Raw genomic sequence first — 24,416 nt, forward strand, 5'->3', positions numbered from 1 at the left:
GAGGCGGGACGGAAGGGTGGCGACCACCAAAAATGCTGCTGTCTCAATGATTATGGCAAAGAAGCGTAACCACATTCCACAGCCTAAATATTTAGGGGTGCAGGGGATGAAAACCCCTGCGTTTCCCGCCTTGAGGCGGGACGGAAGGGTGGCGAACTACGAGTTACGTTAAATCATGTTAATAAGGAGCACCAATGCGCCTTGCTATTGTCGATTCGCATACTGCTGGCGAACCAACCCGCATCGTGATTGCTGGTGGCCCCGATCTTGGCGGCGGAACCGTTGCCCAACAACGCGACGTACTGACCCAACACCACGATTGGCTGCGCTCGGCGGTCGTCAACGAACCACGCGGCTCAGATGTGTTGGTTGGGGCGCTGTTATGCCCGCCAAGCGATCAACGTTGCTGCACTGGGGTGATCTTCTTTAATAATGTTGGCTATTTGGGCATGTGCGGCCATGGCACAATCGGCTTAGTCGCAACCCTCGCCCATCTTGGCAACATTGAGGTTGGCGAGCATCTGATTGAAACGCCCGTTGGGATTGTTAGTGCTACGTTGCATGCTGACGGCCAAGCAACGATCGAAAATGTGCCAAGCTATCGTTATCGCGCCAACGTTCCAGTCGATCTGCCAAATCATGGTCGAATTCATGGTGATATTGCTTGGGGCGGCAATTGGTTTTTCTTGGTCAACGATCATGGCCAAGATTTGCAATTGGCCAATGTTGAGCAACTAACTGCATTTAGCTGGCAGATTCGCCAAGCGCTCGAAGCCGCAGGCATCACTGGCGCAGACAATGGGCTGATTGATCATATTGAATTATTCGGGGCCGCCGCCGAGGGAGCCAACAGCCGTAGTTTTGTGCTCTGCCCAGGCAAGGCCTACGACCGTTCGCCCTGTGGCACAGGTACAAGTGCCAAATTGGCCTGCCTCGCCGCCGATGGCAAATTAGCACCCAACACGCCTTGGGTCCAAGAAAGTATCATCGGCAGTCGCTTTCAAGCCGAATATCACCACCATGAACAGGCGATTATTCCCAAAATTACGGGATCAGCCTTTGTCACGCTCGAAGGCCAGTTGATTTTGCACGAAGCCGATCCATTTCGCTGGGGTATTCAATGAGCAGCGTGATCATTGTTGGCGGCGGGATTGTTGGTTGTGCGGTGGCGCTGGAGTTGACGCAGGCAGGCTGGCAAGTCACACTGATTGAACGCGATTGCCTTGGCAGTGGCGCAACCGCCGCTGGCATGGGCCATATTGTGGTGATGGATGAGGGCGAGGCTCAATTAAAGCTGACCTTATTTGGCCAACAGCTTTGGCAAGCGCTCACCGCCGACCACCCGCAACCACACGAATATCATGCGTGTGGTACGTTGTGGGTTGCCACCGATACCGAAGAATGGGATTTGGTGGCTGAAAAAGCCGCAGTTTATCAGCAATATCAGATTGCCTGCGAAATTCTGGATGCGGCAGCGCTGTATGCCCATGAACCAGCGCTGCGAGAAGGCTTGGTTGGCGGTTTATTAGTTCCCAACGATAGCGTTGTTTATCCGCCAAAAAGTGCGGTTTATTTGTGGCAACAGGCTGAAAAGCACGGAGCCACGTTGGTGTATGGCGAAGTTACCACGATTCAAACCAACTATGTTCAATTAAATGATGGTCGCCAACTTAGCGCCGATGCGATTGTGGTTGCTAATGGCCAGCGTTGCATCGACCTCTTGCCCGAATTGCCAATTCGCGCCAAACGCGGCCAGTTGGTAATCACCGAGCGTTATCCTGCGCTGATCAAGCATCAATTGGTCGAATTGAGCTACATCAAAAATGCGCACGCCAGCAGCGGCGATTCGGTCGCCTTCAATCTTCAGCCCCGCCCCAACGGCCAATTGTTAATCGGCTCCTCACGTCAATTTGATCGCACCGATCGCCAGATTGATCAGCTATTGTTAAGCCAAATGTTGCGCAAAGCGATTGACTATGTGCCAGCCCTCGCTGATGTGCGTTGTCTGCGCACATGGACAGGCGTGCGGGCGGCCTCGCCTGATGGTTTGCCGTTGATCGGCCAGCATCCAGAGCGTGCAGGACTCTGGTTGAATGTTGGACACGAAGGCTTAGGCATAACCACTGCCTTGAGCAGCGCCCGCTTATTGGCCGATCAAATGCTTCAGCGCCAATCACAACTTGAGATCCAGCCCTATTTGCCGCGCAGCTTGCAGCAGGAGCAGCCGCAATGAAGCAAATTCGCATTTCAATCAATGGTACAGAGTATCAAGTAACAGAGCATAGCAATCTAGCAGCGGTACTCATGGATAAGGCTATCGCCAATCGCCGTTCGGTTACAGGCGAGCCACGCATGGCAGTTTGTGGGATGGGCAGTTGTGGCGAGTGCCGCGTGACCATCAATCAGCAAGCGCATCAATTGGCCTGTTTGCTGCAATGTTGCGACGGCATGGAGGTGGATTGTGAGCCTTAATGTCGTGATCGTTGGCGCTGGACCAGCCGGATTAGCCGCAGCTTGGAGCGCCAGCCAAAGCAACGCCAACATTACGCTGATCGATCAAGCTGCTCAGGCTGGGGGCCAGATTTGGCGCGGTGGTCAAGGTTATGCGCCCAAGCGTTATCGACATTTGTTTGGTCAACAGACCACACTGCATTATCGCAAACAAACCCACGTACTTGGCGCAAGCGAGCAACAATTGTATTTAGCCACCCCCCAAGGGCCGCAACAACTACGCTACGATCGGCTGATTTTGGCCAACGGCGCACGCGAATTGTTCTTGCCATTTCCAGGCTGGACGTTGCCCAAAGTGGTGGGCGTAGGTGGCTTGCAAGCGTTGGTCAAGGGTAGCTTGCCAATTGCTGGCAAACGAGTGGTGATTGCTGGCAGCGGGCCGTTGTTAATTGCAGTTGCCAGCCAATTAAAGCAGCGTGGCGCAATCATCAAAGCCGTGGTTGAACAAGTACCGATCGCTCAGCTTTTGCGCTTTGGGCGTAGCTTGGTTGGCAATCCTACAAAAATGCTGCAAGCAGCTCAATTTGCACAAGCTTTAGCTAATACGCCGTTTTATGTCAATACATGGATTACAGCGGCTGAGGGTGAGGGCGAAGTGCAGCAAGTTCAATTAAACAACGGTCAACGGATCGAATGCGATTATTTGGCCTGTAGTTGGGGCTTAATCGCCAACACCGAACTAGCCCAACAACTTGGTTGTCGCCTTGAGCAAAATTTTGTCGTAGTTGATCGCAGCCAACACACCAGCCGCGACCAGGTGTATGCAGTTGGCGAATTAACGGGTATTGGCGGCGAAGATAAAGCCGTGATCGAAGGCCAAATTGCTGGGTTTGTGGCAACTGGCAATTATCAAGCAGCCAGCCAATTAGCGCAGCAGCAGGCCCAAGCTCGGCAATTTAGTCAACAATTAGCCGCAAGTTTTGCCCTACGCCCCGAATTACGTCAACTTGCCCAAGCCAATACCATTGTTTGTCGTTGCGAAGATGTGACATTGGCGCAATTGCAAAGCCAACCAAGCTGGCGCAGCGCCAAACTACAAACTCGCTGCGGCATGGGCATCTGTCAAGGGCGGGTGTGTGGCGGGGCAACGCAGTATTTATTTGGTTGGAGTCAAGATAGCGTGCGCTTTCCAATTCATTCGGTCAGCGTCGCCGATTTAGTTATGGAGTCAGTATGAGCATGTGGCATGGAGTTATTCCAGCAATCACCACCCGTTTTAATCACGATGGTAGCGTTGATCATGGATTTTTGGCCGAGCACTGTGCTTGGATGTTGGATGCTGGCTGTGTTGGGATCGTGCCGCTTGGCTCTTTGGGCGAGGGTGCAACGCTTAGCGCCGCCGAAAAACAGGCAATTTTACAAACCTGCGTCAAAGTGGCTGGCTCGAACCCAGTAATTCCAGGCATCGCGGCACTTTCAACTGCCGAAGCCTGCCAGCTAGCCCAAATCGCCGCTGCCGAAGGCTGCTCAGGCCTGATGGTGCTGCCACCTTATCTCTACTCGACCGATTGGCGCGAAATGCAAGCTCATATGAGCGCTGTGATCAGCGCCACCGAGTTGCCAGTGATGATCTACAACAATCCGGTGGCCTATCGCACCGATTTTGTGCCCAGCCAAATTGCCGAATTAGCACAACGCCATGCCAATGTGCAAGCGGTCAAAGAATCGAGCACCGACGTGCGACGGGTGACGGCGATTCGGGCCGAACTTGGCCAACGCCTCGAAATTCTGGTTGGGGTTGATGATGCAATTGTTGAGGGCATCGCGGCTGGGGCGGTTGGCTGGATCGCAGGCTTGGTCAATGCTTTTCCGCACGAATCGGTTGAGCTATTTCAACTAGCCCAAGCCGTTGCCGCAGGACATGGTGATCGCGCCCGACTCGACGCGATTTACACTTGGTTCTTGCCATTGTTGCGGCTTGATACTGTGCCAAAATTTGTTCAATTGATTAAACTCACCCAAGCGATGGTCGGCATGGGCAGCGAAACTGTGCGAGCACCACGGCTTGAGTTAGTTGGAGCCGAGCGCGAAGCTGCCGTCAGCGTGATTGAACAAGCCTTGGCGCGGCGGCAGGAGTTATGGCCATGAAACCAATTTTAATCAACGGCGAATGGCAAATTGGCGATTACGTTGGTAGTTTTCATGCGACCAACCCAACCACAACCCAAGCATTCACCACCGAATATCCGATTTCGGGACGCGGCGATTTAGAATTAGCCTTGAGCGCTGGGGTTGCCGCCTCGCGTGAGCTAGCCCAAAGTAGCCCTGAGCAACGCGCTAAATTTCTCGAAGGCTATGCCGATTTGATCGAGGCCAAGCGCCAAGAACTGAGTGCAATCGCCCATAGCGAAACTGGCCTACCGATCGAGCCACGCTTGAATAGCGTTGAACTACCACGCACGGTTAATCAATTGCGCCAAGCGGCTCAAGCAGTGCGCAACCACACCTGGGAGCTGGCAACAATCGACAGCAAAGCCAATATTCGCTCGCTCTATGGCAGTTTGGCCGCACCAGTCGCCATTTTTGGGCCGAATAACTTCCCATTTGCCTATAATGCGATTGCTGGCAGCGATTTTGCCTCGGCGATTGCTGCGGGAAATGCTGTAATCGCCAAAGGACACCCAAGCCACCCCGCCACCACCGAGTTACTGGCTGAATTGGCGCATCAAGCAGTCTTGGCGGCTGGTTTGCCTGCGGCAAGTGTGCAATTGCTGTATGGTTTGCCCGATGAATTGGGCTTGGCATTGGTCAGTCATCCTTTAATTGGGGCAATTGGCTTTACTGGTTCGCGCCGAGCAGGATTGACGCTCAAGGCTGCCGCCGATCAAGCAGGCAAGGCAATTTACCTTGAAATGTCGAGCATCAACCCGGTTGTGATGTTGGCTGGAGCGGTGACCGAGCGGGCCGAAGCGCTTGCCGCCGAATTTGCTGGCTCGTGCACTTTGGGCGCTGGCCAATTTTGCACCAACCCTGGCTTATTAATTTTGGAGCATTCAGCGGCTAGTGCCGATTTTATTGAAGCAACCAAAGCCCACTTTAACCAACACCCTAGCCTGACCCTGCTCAACCATGGCGTTCTGGCTGGGCTTGAACAGGGCATTGAGCATTTGCAAGACGCTGGGGCACAGGTCTTGGTTGGTGGGCATGTGTTGGATGATGGGTATCGCTATGCCAATAGTTTGCTCTACGTTGCGGGCAATAGCTTTCTGGCCAATCCCCAAGCGCTCAGCCATGAAGTCTTTGGGCCAGTCAGCTTGATTGTTGAATGTGCCGACCAAGCCGAAGTATTGCGAGTGCTCGACTGCCTTGAGGGCAATTTGACGGGCAGCATCTACAGCAGCAGCAACGGGGCAGATGAAACCTTTTATCAAATTGTTGCCGAGCGCTTACGCTCCAAAGTTGGGCGTTTGCTCAACGATAAAATGCCCACAGGTGTGGCCGTCAGCTCAGCCATGAATCATGGCGGGCCGTATCCCGCGACAGGCCATGCAGGCTGGACGGCAGTGGGCTTTCCCGCAACGATTCGGCGTTTTGCGGCGCTCCACTGCTACGACAACGTGCGCGAATCACGCTTGCCAAGCATTCTGCAAAACGCCAATCCGCAAGCGATTTGGCGCTTGGTTGATGGCCAGTGGAGCAATGCTGGCATTGATTAGCCTAGTTACTTAGCAAATTACACCACTTAAAGCAACGAAGGCTTAGCATTTAATCGTATTGCCACTCTTCCGTCCTGTTGGAGGAGGTTTTTAAGGATCGCTTATCGTATTTGCTCGGTCTTTTCGCACCCTCACCCCCGACCCCTCTCCCACTGCGGCGGGCGAGGGGAGAGCCAACGATCATGATGAAGGTTCCCCCTCGCCTCGCCTGCGGGAGAGGGGGCTAAGGGGTGAGGGCATGAACATCGACGGCGAATTTCACTACGCCTTTGCAAAAAACCTGCCCTCGCAAGAACCCCTGATTCCCAACAACCGATCCCTCGTCATTCCCTTCGCGTCCTTCGCGGTTACTCGGCGCTGGCCCCTAACTCTCATCAAGCCATCATTGTCAGAGCCAAGCTCAGCATGCTAGACTGACAGCAGTTTTGCCAACAGGAGCATTGCTATGGCTACATCCAAACCCCAATTATCACCACTTGTTCGCATCATGTTTATCGTTGTTGCCTTGGTATTGGTCGCTGGCGTGTCACTGTTGATCGCCCCAAGTTTAGTCGGGCCACGTTGGCCATGGGCCTTACGGCCATTTGCAACCCGTTTTTTAGGCGCAGTCTATGCTGCCGAAATGGTGGCGGTGCTCTTTACGCTTGTGATTAACGATTGGTCAGTAGCCCGATTAACCATCCCACAAGCCGTCACCTTCACCACAGTTGTCACGGGCGCATCGCTGGTTTGGATCAATAATTTCGATTTTTCACGGGTGATCGTTTGGCTATGGTTTATCATCTACACCCTGCCTACCTTGGCTTTAGGTTGGTTTTGGTGGCAATATCGCGCTTGGCCAGCGGTCAACCCGCAGCCATTAGGCCGATTACGCAGCATCTTATTAATTGAGGCAGCTGTTTTAGGTAGCTATGGTTTAGCCAGCATTATTGCCCCCAATTGGGCCACAGCGTTTTGGCCATGGAAGATTGATGCCTTTCATGCCCAAATTTATAGTGCTTTGTTTATGACCGGAGCAATCGGAGCATGGATTGTGGCAGGTGGTGGCAATCGTTATGAACTACTGACCCTCGGTTGGAGCCAGGTCGTACTAGGATTAGGCGTAATTGCCGCCTTAGCCATCGTCGAGTTTGGACCAGACAACCTGAGCGTACCCTGGGCAAGCATCGGAACAATTATTTGGGTTGCAAGCTTTGGATTAATTGCGCTAGTTGGGGGAGTTTTAATTGGGCGTGGAATGCGGCAACGGAGCTAATTGGGCGGGTCCACTTCTCCCCGCTTCCCTCGGGCTCGAAACCTCAAGCCCGCGCTACGCCTCGTCGTGCATTGTACCACAACTCTCGGTTGCCCGCGCTTGCAGCCTCAAGTATAATATTGATTATTGTTCATTCGGTGTGCGCAGATAGGGGAGATCTGCCAATCCCCGCCGATCTTAATTGTTGAAGCTCAGGAGATCACACGATGTCTGCGTTTCCTTTACGTGAATTTGCTTCGACTGTTCAAGCATCCGTTGATAGTGGGCCACAATTTCCCAATGAACCAACGTCAATCGACGAAACTGGGCTTGGGATGGGTTTTATTGCCGATCTTGTTCTTAAAGTTATTTATTTCAATGGCACCATTAGCGCCCAACGGATTTCTGAACAAACCTGCTTGCCCTACCTCAACGTCATCGACAAAGTTTTGCAATTTCTCAAAATGAGCGAATATGTCGATATCGTTGGGGCTGAACAAGGCTTTGGTGAACGCGCCTATCAATATGTCACGACACTTCAAGGCTCGCGCAAAGTCAACGAGGTATTAGAGCGCTCACAGTATGCTGGCCCAGCCCCTGTGCCGCTCGCTTCCTACATCGAGATGGTCAATCGCCAGTCAATCGGCGGCATGACGATCAATCAACAACGCATCCGCGAAGCCTTCAAGGATCTGGTGATCAACGACGAGATGCTGGATAAAATTGGCCCTGCTGCCAACTCTGCCCGCTCGTTGTTCCTGTATGGCCCACCAGGCAATGGCAAAACCACGATCGCCGAAGGTATCTCGCGCATTATGGGTGGCTCAGTGATGTTGCCCTATGCCGTTGAAATCGATGGTCAAGTGATCAAGCTCTATGATCCCCTTAACCATAGCATTTTAACCAAACCCGAAATGCGCCAAGATGATACGCCCGCCCCATTCGGTGCGGTTGCCACCACCATGCCGCCAGCTCCCGACCGACGTTGGCTGCACTGCAAGCGCCCCCGCGTGATGGTTGGCGGTGAACTGATTTTGGAACAATTAGAATTAATCTTCGATCCAATTTCCAAAGTCTATGAAGCACCCTACCAAATGAAGGCTAATGGTGGTTTGTTCCTGATCGACGACTTTGGGCGGCAACGCTGTCGGCCTGAAGAATTGCTGAACCGTTGGATTGTGCCACTCGAAAAGAAAATCGACTTTTTGGCCCTGCAAACTGGCAAAAAGATCGAAATTCCCTTCGATGTGTTGATCGTCTTTTCGACCAACCTTGATCCCAAGGGCTTGGTCGATGATGCCTTCTTGCGGCGGATTCGGCATAAAATCGAGGTTGCCAACCCAACACCCAACGAATATCGCGATATCTTCCGAATCGTTTGCAAAGCCAAGGGCGTGCCCTATAGCGATGATGGCTTGCGCTATTTGATTCAGGAACACTATTTTAAAGTTAACCGTGAGTTGCGCTGCTGTCACCCACGCGATTTACTTGATCAGGTGCTTGATGAAGCGAAATATCGTGGTCAACAGCCCCAAATGAACAAAGAACTTTTGGATCGGGCTTGCGAAGCCTATTTTGTCAAAATGTAGCGAGGTCAAGTTATGTCACTTCTCAAACGTCTTGGAAGCACGCCAACAAGCCCAGAGCCAACTCCTCCTGCTCAGCCAGTTCAACCGATGGCTGGCGAACAATCTATGCCTGAATATCGCTCATCATCGTTGACTCCACTAAGCCCACCACCACCAGCACCATCATCGCCACCCATGCCTGGCGGTAACCTCAGTGCTTTGGCTGGCTCTAGCTCAGGGTTAAGTGGCGGTACGATCAACACCAGCGGCTTTTTGGTCTTGGCTGATCGCGATGCCCATCGCAAAATGCTGGAGCTTTCGCTCTGGATTGTCGATAAAATTCAGGCTTCGGTTGGTTCGCAAACCCAACTACAACGCAACGAAGATTCGGAGCGCCTCATCCAAGAGCGCTTTACCACCTTTGTGCGTCAATCCACTACCAATCTCGACCAAGATGGCACCAAATTGCTCTATCAAATGGTGCTCGATGAATTATTTGGCTTCGGGCCACTTGAGCAATTGATTCGCGACGATACCATCACTGAAATTATGGTCAACAGCGCCACGGTGGTGTATGTTGAACAAAAAGGTAAATTAACCCTTTCGCCAGTCATTTTTGCCTCGGAAGATCATGTGCTCAAAGTGATCGACCGAATTATTCGGCCACTCGGGCGACGGGTTGACCGCAAATGGCCCATGGTCGATGCGCGTTTGCCCGATGGTTCGCGGGTCAATGCCATCATCCCGCCTTGTGCAATCGATGGTTCGTCGCTGAGTATTCGTAAATTCTCCAAGAAAAAACTCCAAGTTAGCGATTTGATCAATTATGGCTCGATGACCAAGGAAATGGCCGACTTCCTGAATGCTTGTGTGGTCAGCGCCATGAACTTAATCGTCTCGGGTGGTACTGGTTCGGGTAAAACCACACTCCTAAACGTGCTCTCCAACTTCATCCCCGACCACTATCGGATTTGTACAATTGAAGACTCAGCCGAACTACAACTTGGTAAAGATCACGTGATTCGGCTTGAATCCAAGCCTGCCGATGTTGATGGCTCGGGCTTGGTCACCATCCGCGACCTTGTGAAGAACTCGCTGCGGATGCGCCCTGACCGCATTGTGGTAGGGGAAATTCGTGACGGCGCGGCGCTCGACTTGCTCCAAGCCATGAACACTGGCCACGACGGCTCAATGTCCACCGTCCACGCCAACACCCCACGCGACGCAATTCGCCGTTTGGAAACCTTGGCACTGATGTCGGGACTCGATTTACCAGTTGCGGTTATTCGCGAACAAATTGCTTCGGCAGTACACGTGATTGTGCAGCAAGCCCGTTTGCGCGACGGCTCACGGAAAGTCGTAGCGGTAACTGAAGTTCAAGGCATGGAAAGTGGTCAGGTCGTGCTACAAGATATCTTCATCTTTGAAGATCAAGGTACTGCGCCAGATGGCAAAGTGATGGGTGTGCTGCGGCCAACCGGGACGCGTCCACGCTTTACGCCAGTGCTCGAAGCCAAAGGCTTCAAATTGCCTCCATCAATCTTCGGCGCAACCTTCCCCGGCATGCGGCGCTAAATTAATAGCTTGTTTCATTCATCAACCCGTAGGATTTAATATTCTACGGGTTGTTTGGCGCTCACAGGGTGTGCTATGATCGGTAGTAAGAATCATTCATAGCAAGGGGGAGCGTAATGGCTCGACAAACCTGGATACGCCGAAGTGGAATTGTGGCTAGTTTGGTGCTAGCACTGTGGGGTTGTGGTGAATATATCGCCCCAGCCACCAAACTCACGATTAATCCTAATGCCGACTCAGGTGCTTACTACCCAGCAATCTATGTTGATAACAACGATCTACGACACTATGCGTGGGCCGAATGTCAGGCAGGCAATGGCTGCGATTTAATTTATACGCGGATGCGTGGCTCAAGTGAATTATTGCGGCAAACAATTACGATCACCAATTCGACTGCCTCGCTGGTCTACCCAAGCCTAACTGCCGATAACACTGATACAATTCATTTGGCCTACCTCAGCAATCAACCAGTTCCTGCCAGAGGTGATTCAACTTACCGCTATTATGCCGTCAGCATCAGCCCCGATGGTGCAACCATCAGCCAACCCGTTAATTTGCAAGGCGAAAGTATTAATAGTAGTTTGATCAGCCCGATTGCAGTGCGCAACAACGACGGCTCACATGTTGGTGTGCTTTATACAATGCTTGACAGTAATCAACAATCGTTAGTGTATCGCCAAATTGCCCCTAGCCTCAGCCAACCAGTTGTGATTGAAACGGTTGCCAGCAATATCATCTTAACCCAACCACGGATCAGCATCGATGCTAATAATACGATCCATGTGGTTTATGGCAAGCGCTCGCCGATTTCGCCAACTCGCAACTTGGGCGGTGATCCAACCCTCGATGAAATTCGTTACGCCCATGGAACGCTGATTGGCATAACCGCTCGCACCGTTGATAGTTATACCAGCGCCTCGGCCAGTATTCCATTCGTCTATGATTTGACGCTGACTGACAAAGCCTACGTGACCTATATCAAACATCCAAGTGCTACACTGCGGGGCATTCCCACCGATAGTCTGCGCAGTCACAATGCCACCGATAATCTCACCACCGATTTGGTGTTGCCATCGATACTTGAGCCATGGAATATTGGCGAAATTAGCACAGTTAACAGTGGTTCAGGCCGCCCAACTGTCTATTTTGCTGGCACCAATAATACCTTCACCGATGCCTTTGCCTTTGATATTTGGCAATACGATGCCCAAGCAAGCGCTGCAATGAACCTCAGTAATACAGCAAATCGCTATGAAAACAACCTTGCCAGTAGCCATTTTCATGCACTTGATCTAGTTGCCTGGCAGGCCGATAGCTTTGATAGCAACGGCTGTACCACCCAAATCGTCAGCTATCGCAGCGATATTGAGCAAACTAACGTTGCCGAGCAATTTCTCAATCCGTTGGGTTGTACACCAAGTGTGCTGCAAATTAGTGCAGGCGACAAAGTTGCCGCTGGCGTGTGGATTTCGGTTGCTCGCAATAATGCCACTCTCAATGTACCAGCAACTGCATTCAATAGTTATGGAACGTTTTTACCGATTGCTCAACGCTAAAATGCTGTAATCGGGCCAAAGGATGAGTTAACAATCAGCCTCATGCCGCTGCCTAGAATTGGGCTATTCGCTGATACTGCGCTCAGCACGCAAAAATATCATCTTGAGGAGCATATGCAAGCAGTAGCCCAATATCTTAAACGTCCAGCAACCTTGGACGATATTCCAGCCGCAACCGCATTAATTAATCGTTGCTCAATGGAAGAAGCCAACGTGATCGAACTTGATGAGGCTGAATTAGGAGTAGAATGGCAGAGTTCAAATTTCAACCTTGCCACTGATAGCCTAACAATCTGGGATGGCGAAACATTAATCGGCGTGGCAGGGGTGTTCAGCGAAGAACCATATGTCCATGGCTATGGTTGGACACGCATTCACAGCGATTATGCCGCCGACAACATTCAACAACAACTGTTGGATTGGCTCGATCAGCGCGTCAGCCAAGATATTGCCAAGGCACCAAGTGATGCTGCGGTTAGTTTGTATCACGGCGTGCTCAGCACCAATCACGAAGTCGCCAAGAGTTTGACCAACCATGGCTATAGTTTGGTACGCCATTTTTGGCGTATGGTGATTGAGTTGGCAGATTACACACCACAGCCTGTACAATTACCCGAAGGTTTGATCATTCGGCCATACGATCCAGCAACCGAATTGCCAGCCGTTATTCATGCAGTCCGCGATTCGTTCCGCGATCACTGGGGCTATGTCGAATCGCCATTTGAGCAAGAACTCAAACAATGGCAAGAGATGATCGCCCGTGAGCCAAATTATGATCCAGCCTTGTTCTATGTGATTTGTGATGGCGATCAAATTGCCGCAATCGCGCTGTGCTGGAAACACATCACTGAAGATCCTAAGATGGGTTGGGTTGGTACGTTGGGGGTTTGTCGGCCATGGCGGCGCAAGGGCTTAGCCAAAGCCTTGCTCTACCACGCCTTCAACGAATTTAGCAGCCGTGGTCAAGAGCGAGTTGGTTTAGGGGTCGATACTTCAAGCCTAACTGGCGCAACCAAAGTCTATGCTGATGTTGGAATGAAACCTGTTCGCCAGTTCGATCGCTATCAAAAAGTGCTACGGCCTGGCATCGAAATTGGCACCGAAACCGCCGAAGCCTAATCTCTCAATCTCCATTTCAGCCAACCACCATCGTAGTATACTGTGGTGGTTGGCGTTTTTTAGGAGCAACAAAATGGCCCATTTTATGCTAGAAATTACCTATACCGTGCCGCTTGAGCAAATTGAAACCAAATTAGCCGAGCATCGCGCATTTTTGCAAACAGGCTACGATCAAGGCTGGTTGCTCTGTTCTGGCCCGCAAAATCCGCGCATCGGCGGAATTGTGATTGCCCGTGCACCATCACTTGAAGCCTTGCAAACCTTGTTTGCCAATGATCCCTATCAGATTGCCAATTTTGCTGATTATCGTTTCGTTGAGTTTAATCCGGTCAAATTTCAGCCATGGCTTGAAGATTGGGTCAACGGTAGCGTTGAATAACATGGTTGGCTGGTTGAACGTGGCTTTCCAACCAGCCAAATTGAATTAATCGTTCAACAATGGCTCATCGGCGTGCACCGCTGCCACAGCTGGCTCATCGCCACGTTGATAGGCAAACGCCATGCGCGGCGTATTATGCGCCCAGCCAAATTCACCTTGGGCATTCAACACGATACAACCCGCCAAGCCTTGCACCCGCCGCTCCAAAAAGGCAATATTGGCTTTGGCCGCCTCATGTGGGGTCGCAGTTCGTAGCTGATCAGCCACGCTTTTGGCAAGGCAAACCTTCATAATCGACTCGCCCCAACCAGTTGTTGAGCAGCCGCCAGTTTCGTTATCGGCATATAAACCACTGCCAACCAAGGGCGAATCGCCAACCCGTCCCGGCAATTTATTGGGAATCCCTCCGGTCGAGGTAGCGGCGGCAATTGTGCCAAAACTATCGAGCGCCACCGCCCCAACCGTATCATGGGCCGAATGAAACGCATCACGGCCCTTATATTGCGGGTTAGCTTGTTGATCCTGCCACCGCTGGCGTTCGCGCTCCACCACCAACTCCGCCGGATCGCACAACTCCGCGCCATGCTCGATTGCAAATTGTTCAGCGCCATTGCCAACAATCAATACATAATCGCTTTCGAGCACTTGACGAGCAACACTGATAGGATGGCGCACCCGTTGGACTGCGGCGACTGAGCCAGCCCGCATGCTTGCGCCATCCATAATCCCTGCATCCAATTCAACTTCGCCAATCGCATTGAGAAACGAACCCACCCCAGCATCAAATGTCGGGTCATCTTCGAGCACCCGCACCGCTGCCTCAACTGCATCAAGCGCAGTTCCCCCTTGCGCCAACACAGCCCAACCAGCCGCTAGTGCCGCCAAACAGCCTTGTTTGTGGGCCTCAACTTGATCATCGGGCATATTCCAAGCCCCACCATGGACAATCAGGGCGATCATCGCTGCTCCTTTGCTGCGAAGAATGAATGCTTCAATGCTGGTATTTTAATCGAATTCTTGAGGTTGGGGGTCAGGAGTCAGGGGCTAGGGGTCAGATGAGCTTAATCTGCCCACCATCAAAGAAATTCAAGGAATCATATTAATAACTATCTTATTCCTTAAATTTCTTTAAAAATACCCCGCTTTTACCCCAGTTTTCACCCTTCTGTAGGTACGCAGGTTTTGGTCTAATGAGCTTGCTAGTCAACGAAGGAGGTCAGGGACGAAACAAGCCGAGCTTCAAACCGCAATCTAGTACGGGGTACAACATGAAAGTTTATAAGCCAATGCTCAAATTCATTGCAGCTTTTTTGGTCTTTTTACCGCTCGTCACCAGTGCTGCCAGCAGCACCGAGCACTTTAATCAACCAATCAGTAGTTCCAGTATGTTTAGCTGGTACACCAACTCCAGCACCGCCACGGGTACAGCCAACGTCAGCGATAGCCAAGCCCAAGATGGCAAGATTCTGCGGCTTTCAATTGCTGCTGGACAAACTGCTTACCCAGGTCAAGGCTCAAACTTGGTTTCACGCCAAATGTATCATTATGGCACGTATGAAGCCCGCATGAAAACCGCCAACTGCGCCAGCGACGAAGGCGTAATCAATGGTTTCTTTACCTATTTCAACGATGGCAGCGATAGTAACGCCAACGGCTTGCCCGATAACAGCGAAATTGATTTTGAATGGCTCTGCGCCGAACCCCAATCAATCTTGATGACGATCTGGACCGATTACAACGATCCAACTGCGATCAGTCGGCGGGTCTATCGCAAGGTCAATTTGGCAACTGGCACGATCGAATATACCCGCTATGCCACAACCTTCGGCGATAGCTACACCGATTTGTCGAATAGCCCAAGCGAAAATCAACCAACGGCAGTACAGGCGATTTCAGGCTACAATTCAGCCACCAACTACTATGAATATGGCTTCAATTGGACTGCCAGCAATGTCACCTTGTGGGTGGTGAATCCTAGCAACGGCCAAAAAATTGTACTCTGGGATTATCGCGGGCCAAGCGCACGGATTCCCAAAAATCCAGCAGCCTTTATGGTCAATTTGTGGCATCACCCCAATTGGACACCCGAATGCTGTGCGAACGCCACCAATCCACCACGAGCCACTCGTTCGATGGATGTTGATTGGCTGCGGTTCACGCCACAAAGCGATATCCCCAGTGATACGACCGCGCCAAGTGCTCCCAGCAATTTGCAAGCACCCAGCAAAACCCACAACAGCGTGAATTTAAGTTGGAACACCGCCACCGATAATGTTGGCGTAGTGGGCTACGATATTTATCAGAATGGCGGGGCCAATCCCGTTGCCAGCACCAGCAGCACCACCATCACGATCAGCGGGCTGAATCCCAGCACTGCCTATAGTTTTGCGGTCAAAGCGCGTGATGCCGCTGACAATCGCTCGGCCAACAGCAACAGCCTGAGCGTCAGCACCAACAACCAGCCAACCACAGGCAACGGTTTACAAGCAAGCTTCGTCAAAACCTCAGATTGGGGCAACGGCTACGTGGGAGTCTATCGGATTACCAACAATGGCAGCAGCGCCGTCGATGGCTGGACGTTGGGCTTTGACTTACCGAGCAATGCCACGATTTCAAGCTGGTGGGATGCGACTCAAGCCAAGAGCGGCAATCGCTACACCGCTGGCAATCTCGCATGGAACCGCCGAATCGAGGTTGGCCAAACTCGCGAATTTGGCTTCAGCGGAAGCTACAGCGGCGCATGGGTCAATCCTAGCAACTGCACGATCAACGGCCAAGCCTGTAGTGGCGGCACAACCAGCACCAACGTGGCGCTTGGTCGGCCAGTTCAGGTTTCCTCGGTCGAAACCAGCGCTTTGGGTGGAGCCAATGCCACCGATGGCAACAACGCTACCCGTTGGGCCAGCAGCTACAGCGATCCTCAATGGATTCAGGTTGACTTGGGCAGCAGCAAAAGCTTGACCAAAGTTGTGTTAAATTGGGAAGCAGCCTATGCCCGAGCCTATCAAGTGCAAGTTTCTGATGATGCGAGTACCTGGCGCACCCTGAGCACGGTCAGCAACGGCGATGGTGGCACTGATACACTCAATATCACTGGCAGCGGACGTTATGTACGAATTTACGCAACCCAACGCGGTACCGAATGGGGTTACTCGTTGTGGGAAATCGCCGCCTATAACTAGGGAGCGTCTGGCAACAACTCCCATGTTCAATCCCCTAGCTCTGATTCGAGCTAGGGGATTTTTGATACCTAAAGACGTGAGAGCAAGCTGAGATTGCTTTTATTGGGGAAGCATTAACATCAATTTGATGCTAGAAGCACGTTTTTGAAGGATTTACAACCTATTTTTGTAGCTTGTAGCAACATGCAAGAATCATTAAAGTATAACAAGATCCCTGAATAATTGGAGGTTGATCAACTCATGAAACATCACAAACACGCACTGTCTCCAAGCGAACATCGGATTATGCACATCCTGATTCAAGGCAAAACCAATAAGGCTATTGCCCAAACGCTAAAGCTCACCGAAGGCAGCGTCGAAACCAGCCTCCACCGCATCTACACAAAGCTTGGGGTGGATAATCGAGTTAAGGCAACTCTCGTTTATCTCCAATTACTCAACTCGTCAAAACAAGGTTAAGTAAATACTGTATACATTATCTAGCAATTACTAGATTAATCAGCAAAACTGGGGGTACAATATTACTAGAATAATGCTGGCCCAACAAATTCCAGCATTTAGTAATAGATGGAGTATGAATGGAAGCCATGGTTGGTCAAACAGGCCCGACCCACAGCCAAACCACCCGCGAAATCGCCTTTTCGGTGCTTGATTTAGCCACAATTTTCGAGGGCGGCAGCCCCGCCGAGGCGTTTAAAAATAGCCTTGCGCTTGCGCAACATGCCGAGCAACTTAACTTTAAGCGCTTCTGGCTGGCCGAGCATCACAATATGGCCAATGTTGCCAGTGCCGCTACTGCCGTGGTAATTGGCCATGTTGCCGCTGGAACCAAACGAATTCGGGTTGGCTCTGGTGGGGTGATGCTGCCTAATCATTCGCCCTTAGTAATTGCTGAACAATTTGGCACACTCGAATCGCTCTACCCAGGCCGGATTGACTTAGGTTTGGGGCGGGCACCAGGGACTGATGGGCGCACTGCCATGGCCTTGCGCCGCGATCTGATGGCCAGCGCCGAGCGCTTCCCCGAAGATGTACGTGAACTCCAAGCCTATTTTGCCGAGCCAAGCCCGGGCCAATATTTGCGGGCAATCCCTGGGGCTGGCTTGCACGTACCGTTATGGCTACTTGGTTCGAGCACATTTAGCGCTCAGTTGGCGGCCAAATTAGGCTTGCCATTTGCCTTTGCAGCCCACTTTGCCCCAACCCACTTGTTTGATGCACTGCAACTTTATCATCAGCATTTCCAGCCATCAGCCCAACTTGCCAAACCCTATAGCATGGTGGCAATTAATGTGATTGGAGCCGAAACTGATGCCGAAGCTCAATACTTATTTACCAGCATTCAACAAGCTTTTTTAGATATTCAGCGCGGCACGCCACGACCAATTCCTGCGCCCACCAATGATCCAGCCAAACGCCAAGCGCTGGATTTTGCCTTTGCTCAAAGCCCAATGCTAACCTACACCGCGATTGGTACAGTCGATACCTTGGAGCAACGGTTGAGCGAAATTATCAAAGCCACCGCCGCCGATGAAATTATGGTCAGCGCCAATATTTATGATCAAGCGGCGCGTATCCGTTCATTTGAAATTGTCGCCGCCGCTCGCGACCGCATTAACGCCAAACGCCTTGCCCAATAACCAATCTCTAGGCCACAACCTTCCATTATCCACAGAAGGTTGTGGCCTGAATTTGCTAATGACATCCATCGCTTGAATGATTGCCTATGTTGAAATCAGACCCTATAATTGGAGTAGATCAGCGCACAGCCTCAATTCACGAGAGAAACGAATCTAAGCGTGTTGCAAAAACATGCTCCATCCTCGATTAACTTGGCTGCTAGGCTGATGCTTGCAGCACATGAAGGAATGAGAAAGGGAACTCCATGAATACGTGGTGGAAAATCCGCAGTTTCGGCGTGCTCGTACTTTTGGGTTTAGTTTTTGGCTTGGCTCCACAACCTTCACAGGCAGGCGGGGTTGTCTACGTTGTGCCAGGTGGTGCTGGTAGCCAAACTGGCACCGATTGGGCCAACGCCAAAGATCTTCAGGAAGCGATCCAAAGCTCGACGACCGGCACAGAAATTTGGGTCAAGCAGGGAATTTATCGCCCAACAGCTGGGACAGATCGCACAGCCGCCTTTACACTTACCAGTGGCATTCAACTTTTTGGTGGCTTTGCTGGTGATGAAACCTCGCGCCAAGCCCGGAATCCCAGCCAAAATCCCACAATTCTCAGTGGCGATTTGCTTGGCAACGACGTAGGTGCAGCCAGTCAAAGTAACCCAACCCGCAGTGATAACAGTTACCACGTGCTTTATTGTATTACAAAGCCTGAGCCAATGTTAATCGATGGCTTTGTGATTAGTGGTGGACAAGCGACAAACCAAATATTTCCACAGAATATGGGCGGTGGTGGTCTATTCGATCGGTGCAACTTAACAATATTAAATAGTCGTTTCATCAGCAATGCTGGCCTGTTTGGCGGTGGGATTTTGAATTTCAATACTAGCTTAACGATTAATCAAAGTATCTTTGCTGGCAATTGGGCACTAAGCACTGGCGGCGGGCTTGAAAACCAACAAAATGGGATTGTTAACCTGCGATCAAGCGCATTTGTCGGCAATATTTCCCAGCAAAATACCGTGAGTGCGATTGCCAACGCTAGTGGCACACTTAATCTGCATAACAGTATCGTTTGGGAAAATAATGGCATCGCGCCCATCAACGGTTCCAATAATAATCTCAACCTCAACGTGAGTTATTCAATTGTTCAAGGCGGCTTTATTGGCACTGGCAATAGCAGCAGCGATCCGCAGTTTGTTGATGCTGATGGTGCTGATAATCTGGTTGGCACGCTCGATGATGATTTGAATTTGCAGGCCAACTCAGCCGCCCGCAATACGGGCAATCCGAGTTTACTGCCAAGTGATCAAACTGATCTCGACGGCGATAACGATGTTAGCGAGGCTATTCCCTTGACAATCGATTATCGACCACGGATCAACGAAGGTTTCGTTGATATGGGTCCATACGAATATCAAGGCAATGAGCCAACCATAACTCCGACGGCAACGGCTACACCCAGCCCAACTGTTACAGCAACCGCTACAGCAACAGCAACCGTTATGCCTAGCGAAACCCCAACTCCAACCGCAACGGCTGAAATTCCCCCAACAACCCAGATCTATCTACCAGCGGTCATGCGCTAGCCCATCAATGGCTGCTTTGGGTCAAACCAAGGCAGCCACTTTGAGCGCGACTCGCTGCAACCCTGTATAATAGACCCAAGCTTAGCTAGGGAGATCAGGCATGATCGCATCGGTACGGGGTGTTGTGCAATTGATTGGTCAGGATCAAGTGGTAATTGACGTGCATGGTGTGGGTTTAGCCATCGCCGTACCTCGCACCGTTTTAGCAACAATTGGCGCGATTGGCGATACCGCTCAGTTGTATACCCATTTGCATGTGCGCGAAGATATGCTGGCCTTATTTGGCTTCAGCTCGCCAGCCCAACGTGCATTGTTTGAGCTATTACTGGGGGTCAGCGGAATTGGCCCCAAAGTTGCTTTAGCGCTGCTCTCGGCGGCCACCCCCGAAGAACTGCAACATGCGATCGCCCGCGAAGATATCACGATGCTCTCCAAAGTGCCAGGCATTGGCAAAAAAACCGCTGCCCGTTTGGTGCTCGAACTCAAAGGCAAATTTGGAGTCGCTACAATCAGTCCGCAACTCAGCACCAACCCAGGCCTGCTAGCACTCAACACCGAACTGATCGATATTTTGACCAGCCTTGGCTATAGCACTACCGAAGCCCAAGCAGCCCTGAATGCGCTCCCTGCCGATGCTCCCGCCGACACTGAAGAACGCCTCCGCTTGGCCTTGCAATATTTTGGTGGGGTGTAATAACCCATCAGTCAGGCTCAAGCTAGAGTATTGGGCTATCCTATAACATAGGACTATCAAGAACGATTCTCGTTAGGATGGCCGTAAGCTGACGCTGGCATACTATGGTCAAATCCTTCCTCCTCACACACACTCTTCTCTCCTACAAGCGGCCCAACTGGGCCGTTTGTAGTTTTAGCCCTAAAAAATCCGACTAGCTTAATTCAGCCAGTCGGATTACAAACTTAAGCAAGGTTCGATTAGACTAGGCGTTGTTGACGAAACATTTCATACAACACAATGCTAGTCGCCACCCCTAAATTCAGCGAATCGCAGGTGCCAGCCATGGGAATGCGCACCAAGGTATCACAGACGCTTTGCTCACCAACCGATAAGCCCAAGCGTTCACTGCCCATCAGCAAAATCGCGGGGCTTGGGTAGCTGATGGTTTGGTATTCCTGCTCAACATCGGGGGTCGTGCCAATCACATGATAGCCATTGGTTTGTTTCCACGCGGCAAATTCATCGAAGGTTGTGCGCACCATACGCAAAGCAAACAATGACCCCATACTGGCGCGAATCGCTGCCGGATGATAAGGATCGGTCGTGTCGCCAATCAAAATTAGGCCTTCGCAACCAACTGCATCACAGGTGCGCATAATCGCGCCCAAGTTGCCAGGGTTACCAACTCCATTCAAGGCCACCCAAGGCCGATCAGTCAATTGAACATTGCTCAGCGGCTCTTGCTGCAATTTGACCACGGCCCCGATGCCTTGCAGATTTTCTTTAAATGAAATGCCTGCAAAGGCACTCGCCGAAAGTTCAACCATTTGTTTGGCAGCTTTGCGCAAAGCACTGACAGTGCCAGCAGAATGCTCAGTGCGTGAGAGCAATTCCAGCGAGATCGCCCCAATTTCCAGCGGCAAACCAGCATTAATTGCTTGGGCAACGATTCGCGCCCCTTCAATATAGTACGTTCCCGTTCGGTCGCGGGCATCGCGCGAGCGCAATTGACGAATTTCTTTGACAATATCGGGTAAAACGGTTTGCTCTAGCTCCACGGTTGGTTTTTGCCCTTGCGACACAGGTTTACGCGCTTGATGCGAGCGTTCTGGGCGTTTGGCAGGCGGTCGGGCCGGGCGTTGTGGGCTTGTTGGCGGGCGTTTAGGTTTATTCGATTTACGAGTCATGAGCGCTACTTTCTCCCACAGTAGCAGCATGATCGCCCACTGGGGAATGTATTTTAACCGAAAAAACCAACGCCCGCCAAACAATTAGCCTAGGACAACCAATTACTCGGCGATTTCGCGATATTCAAACCAATCGAAATCGGCCACAGTTTGGCTGGTTTGGCCTTGGCTACTGGCATACAAACCAATCACTGTGCCCACAAAACCACCAGCAACCGGAGTGCTCAAAAAGCGGCCATCAAGATTTTCAAAGACTGGCCGCCATGCATCGGGCTGCTCGGCCACAAAAAAGCTATATTCCTGCCCATAAGCCACAATTCGTAAATAGTTGCGCTGGCTGGCGATTGGCACTTGCGCCAAACATTCTTGCTCACCATTGCGACACACAATCAGGCTGGCTTGCTGCTCGCCAGTAATTACAAATTGCACCTGATAGTTATGATTTTGAATCAGCACCATACCCGCTACTTCTTGCGGCTGTTGCGGCTGAAACTCCAGCATAGTTTGCGCTAAGAAGTTCATATGTTGCTGCCGTCGCCCAACAAAGCTAGGGTTGACCATTTGGTTGATTTGCTCAGGCCGCAGTTGCATGCGCAACCAACCAACTCGTTCGCTCAAGCTCCACCATTGCGAACGCGGCGTGCGCAAAAACATCCAATGCATGGCTAAATTGTCGCCATCAAAATGATCGCAGGCAGCTTGAACTGGCCAGCGTTGCAAGGGCAAATCGGGCGCAGGGTAGCTCAATTCAACTTTGCCAGTGCCAGGGCTAATCAACGGCCAACCTTGTTCCCACTGAACCGGAGCTAAGAAGGTTTCACGCCCAAGATTATAGAAACCGCCGCCATATGGGCGCATTGCCAGCAACACCAGCCACCATTCGCCATTTTGGGTTTGCACCAGATCAGAATGGCCCGTGCCCATCACTGGATAATCACGGCCAAGCTGGCGATGGGTCAGAATTGGATTGGCGGGATAGCCTATATAGCCTTGGGTCAATTCGCTACTGCGGGCAATCGTTACCGCATGATTGTATTCCGTGCCAGCCTCGGCAATCAGCAAATAATACCAACCATCAATTTTGTAAAGATGTGGCCCTTCCGTCCAAATCACGCCATTGAGCGCTCCTCGCCACAGCACCGCTTGCTCACCAATCAATTGCATCGTGGTCAAATCAAGCTCTTGCAGCCAAATTTCGCATTGGCCTTCGTATTCGGGGTTGGCTTTGCCACGATTGCCCACATACCAAGCCCGACCATCCTCGAAAAAGAGCGAGGGATCGATCCCATCAGCATCAAGCCAATAGGGGTCTGACCATGGGCCAGCTGGCGATTGAGCAGTCACGATAAAGTTGCCATGGCGCTCTTTGCCAGCAATCAAGGTGGTAATCATGTAAAACGTGCCATCATGGTAGCTGATAGTTGGGGCAAAAATTCCTGCTGATGGATGAATTTCGTCGAGGTTGAGCTGCGAGGGGCGGTCTAAAATATGGCCAATTTGCTGCCAATGCACTAAATCGCGGCTATGATGAATCGGCACACCTGGAAAATATTCAAAGGTCGAGTGAATCAGATAATAATCTTCGCCTACCCGACAAATTGCTGGATCTGGATAAAAGCCCGTCATGATTGGATTGTGAAAGCGGCGTTGCATAGTGTTCCTCACACATGGAAACGTTTTTATTAGTTATTTTTTAGCAGAAATTTGTTAAGATGCAATTGAAAGTTTTAGGTGTTTTGGGAGCAATTAATGAGCGATTTACCAGCTAGTGCCCGTATTTACAACAACAACCTTTTAAAGTTCTACGATTTTCTAGTTCATGGCATCTCCGATAGTTTTATTTGGCGCTGCCCCAAGCCCAATTTAGTTGCATGGTATCGCCAACATCTCGGCAAGCAGCACTTGGATATTGGGCCAGGCAGCGGTTTGTTATTGCGCGAAACCCTGAATCAACAACAATTAAGCAAATTGGTGCTGCTCGATGTTAATCCTGCGTGCTTAATCCAAGCGTCAGCCAATCTCAGCGAGTGGCAACCACAGGCCGTTCGTGCTTCGATTATGCAAACATTGCCATTAACTGAGCAGTTCGATTCGATTGGTTTGGGCTATATTGTGCATTGCATCGCTGGCACACCTGACATTAAAGGCGCAGTGCTACAACGGCTGGCCGAGCTGTTAACTCCCAATGGAGTGCTGTTTGGTGCAACAATTTTAAGCGCTAGCGAACCATTTCATAGCGCTACGGCGCGGCGTTTGATGGGTATTTACAATCAGCGCCAAATTTTTGCCAACCAAACCGATACCCTCGCCAAGCTTGAAACGATGCTGCAACAGGCTTTTCAACTCTATGAGATTAAGCGCATCGGCAGTGTGGCGCTCTTTGCTGGCTGGCGTTGATCGTTGATCCAACTCAACCAACTCAGAACCCCCCCAAATCAAAAAGCCCCTCGCCCGCTCCTTGGGTAACAAGTTCTTATACTGGTTATTATGCTTCGAACCAACGATCCCATAGTTCATCGATGTCCAATAATCGCCCTTGAGGGGGTACAGGGGGATTAAAGC

The 24,416-nt window shown here is 51.2% G+C and carries 21 protein-coding genes; 18 read left to right on the top strand and 3 right to left on the bottom strand.

The features are described 5' to 3' along the window. Positions 1-194: 194 nt before the first annotated feature. From DEF47_RS16140 to DEF47_RS16195, 12 genes are all read left to right on the top strand, one after another. Positions 195-1,124, top strand: a complete 930-nt coding sequence (locus tag DEF47_RS16140; protein ID WP_012190039.1) for a proline racemase family protein — start codon at positions 195-197, stop codon at positions 1,122-1,124. Further along, on the top strand, positions 1,121-2,233 hold the full coding sequence (locus tag DEF47_RS16145; RefSeq protein ID WP_012190040.1) for an NAD(P)/FAD-dependent oxidoreductase: 1,113 nt from the start codon (positions 1,121-1,123) through the stop codon (positions 2,231-2,233). The genes DEF47_RS16140 and DEF47_RS16145 overlap by 4 nt, the downstream gene beginning before the upstream one ends. Next, positions 2,230-2,472 (top strand): 2Fe-2S iron-sulfur cluster-binding protein, encoded by a 243-nt coding sequence (locus DEF47_RS16150; RefSeq protein ID WP_012190041.1) that lies wholly within the window; start codon positions 2,230-2,232, stop codon positions 2,470-2,472. The genes DEF47_RS16145 and DEF47_RS16150 overlap by 4 nt, the downstream gene beginning before the upstream one ends. Continuing rightward, positions 2,462-3,688, top strand: a complete 1,227-nt coding sequence (locus DEF47_RS16155) for an NAD(P)/FAD-dependent oxidoreductase (protein WP_012190042.1) — start codon at positions 2,462-2,464, stop codon at positions 3,686-3,688. The genes DEF47_RS16150 and DEF47_RS16155 overlap by 11 nt, the downstream gene beginning before the upstream one ends. After that, on the top strand, positions 3,685-4,599 hold the full coding sequence (locus DEF47_RS16160; RefSeq protein ID WP_012190043.1) for a dihydrodipicolinate synthase family protein: 915 nt from the start codon (positions 3,685-3,687) through the stop codon (positions 4,597-4,599). Before DEF47_RS16155 ends, DEF47_RS16160 begins: the two co-directional genes overlap by 4 nt. After that, on the top strand, positions 4,590-6,167 hold the full coding sequence (locus tag DEF47_RS16165; protein WP_041304484.1) for an aldehyde dehydrogenase family protein: 1,578 nt from the start codon (positions 4,590-4,592) through the stop codon (positions 6,165-6,167). The genes DEF47_RS16160 and DEF47_RS16165 overlap by 10 nt, the downstream gene beginning before the upstream one ends. A 445-nt stretch (positions 6,168-6,612) precedes the next feature. Then, the gene (locus tag DEF47_RS16170; RefSeq protein WP_012190045.1) at positions 6,613-7,422 is read left to right on the top strand and encodes a hypothetical protein; all 810 of its coding nucleotides are present in this window, start codon (positions 6,613-6,615) and stop codon (positions 7,420-7,422) included. Positions 7,423-7,628: 206 nt separating this feature from the next. After that, positions 7,629-8,990: a DUF8689 domain-containing protein gene (locus tag DEF47_RS16175; protein ID WP_012190046.1), complete on the top strand. Its 1,362-nt coding sequence runs from the start codon at positions 7,629-7,631 to the stop codon at positions 8,988-8,990. Between the two features lie 12 nt (positions 8,991-9,002). Next, positions 9,003-10,544 carry a TadA family conjugal transfer-associated ATPase gene (locus tag DEF47_RS16180; protein WP_012190047.1) on the top strand — a complete coding sequence of 514 codons (1,542 nt, stop codon included), beginning with the start codon at positions 9,003-9,005 and terminating at the stop codon, positions 10,542-10,544. Positions 10,545-10,660: 116 nt separating this feature from the next. Further along, positions 10,661-12,100 carry a PDIAV motif-containing lipoprotein gene (locus DEF47_RS16185; RefSeq protein ID WP_012190048.1) on the top strand — a complete coding sequence of 480 codons (1,440 nt, stop codon included), beginning with the start codon at positions 10,661-10,663 and terminating at the stop codon, positions 12,098-12,100. Positions 12,101-12,214: 114 nt separating this feature from the next. Beyond that, complete coding sequence (locus tag DEF47_RS16190; protein ID WP_041304487.1) at positions 12,215-13,219, top strand: GNAT family N-acetyltransferase; 1,005 nt, start codon at positions 12,215-12,217, stop codon at positions 13,217-13,219. A gap of 73 nt (positions 13,220-13,292) precedes the next feature. Next, positions 13,293-13,598 (top strand): YciI family protein, encoded by a 306-nt coding sequence (locus tag DEF47_RS16195; RefSeq protein ID WP_012190050.1) that lies wholly within the window; start codon positions 13,293-13,295, stop codon positions 13,596-13,598. 45 nt (positions 13,599-13,643) lie between these two features. Here the strand turns inward: DEF47_RS16195 and DEF47_RS16200 are convergent, their stop codons facing one another. After that, complete coding sequence (locus DEF47_RS16200) at positions 13,644-14,558, bottom strand: isoaspartyl peptidase/L-asparaginase family protein (RefSeq protein WP_012190051.1); 915 nt, start codon at positions 14,556-14,558, stop codon at positions 13,644-13,646. Between the two features lie 308 nt (positions 14,559-14,866). Between DEF47_RS16200 and DEF47_RS16205 the strand changes: the two genes are divergently transcribed. From DEF47_RS16205 to ruvA, 5 genes are all read left to right on the top strand, one after another. Further along, on the top strand, positions 14,867-16,780 hold the full coding sequence (locus tag DEF47_RS16205; protein WP_012190052.1) for a cellulose binding domain-containing protein: 1,914 nt from the start codon (positions 14,867-14,869) through the stop codon (positions 16,778-16,780). 240 nt (positions 16,781-17,020) lie between these two features. Next, a complete protein-coding gene (locus DEF47_RS16210; protein WP_041304488.1) occupies positions 17,021-17,239 on the top strand; it encodes a response regulator transcription factor in 219 nt (72 codons plus the stop codon). Positions 17,240-17,358: 119 nt separating this feature from the next. Continuing rightward, complete coding sequence (locus tag DEF47_RS16215; protein ID WP_012190054.1) at positions 17,359-18,420, top strand: LLM class flavin-dependent oxidoreductase; 1,062 nt, start codon at positions 17,359-17,361, stop codon at positions 18,418-18,420. Positions 18,421-18,665: 245 nt separating this feature from the next. Next, on the top strand, positions 18,666-19,991 hold the full coding sequence (locus tag DEF47_RS16220; RefSeq protein ID WP_012190055.1) for a hypothetical protein: 1,326 nt from the start codon (positions 18,666-18,668) through the stop codon (positions 19,989-19,991). 100 nt (positions 19,992-20,091) lie between these two features. Then, positions 20,092-20,685: a Holliday junction branch migration protein RuvA gene (ruvA, locus tag DEF47_RS16225; RefSeq protein ID WP_012190056.1), complete on the top strand. Its 594-nt coding sequence runs from the start codon at positions 20,092-20,094 to the stop codon at positions 20,683-20,685. 239 nt (positions 20,686-20,924) lie between these two features. Here the strand turns inward: ruvA and DEF47_RS16230 are convergent, their stop codons facing one another. Beyond that, positions 20,925-21,854 (bottom strand): TrmH family RNA methyltransferase, encoded by a 930-nt coding sequence (locus DEF47_RS16230; protein ID WP_287045233.1) that lies wholly within the window; start codon positions 21,852-21,854, stop codon positions 20,925-20,927. Between the two features lie 102 nt (positions 21,855-21,956). After that, complete coding sequence (locus DEF47_RS16235) at positions 21,957-23,507, bottom strand: glycoside hydrolase family 43 protein (protein ID WP_012190058.1); 1,551 nt, start codon at positions 23,505-23,507, stop codon at positions 21,957-21,959. A gap of 96 nt (positions 23,508-23,603) precedes the next feature. Here DEF47_RS16235 and DEF47_RS16240 point away from each other — a divergent pair, with 96 nt between their 5' ends. Beyond that, positions 23,604-24,251, top strand: coding sequence for a class I SAM-dependent methyltransferase (locus tag DEF47_RS16240; RefSeq protein WP_012190059.1), 648 nt, complete (start codon positions 23,604-23,606; stop codon positions 24,249-24,251). Positions 24,252-24,416 lie beyond the last annotated feature (165 nt).

Origin of the sequence: Herpetosiphon sp. (assembly GCF_003512625.1) — a bacterium.
Lineage (GTDB): Bacteria > Chloroflexota > Chloroflexia > Chloroflexales > Herpetosiphonaceae > Herpetosiphon > Herpetosiphon aurantiacus.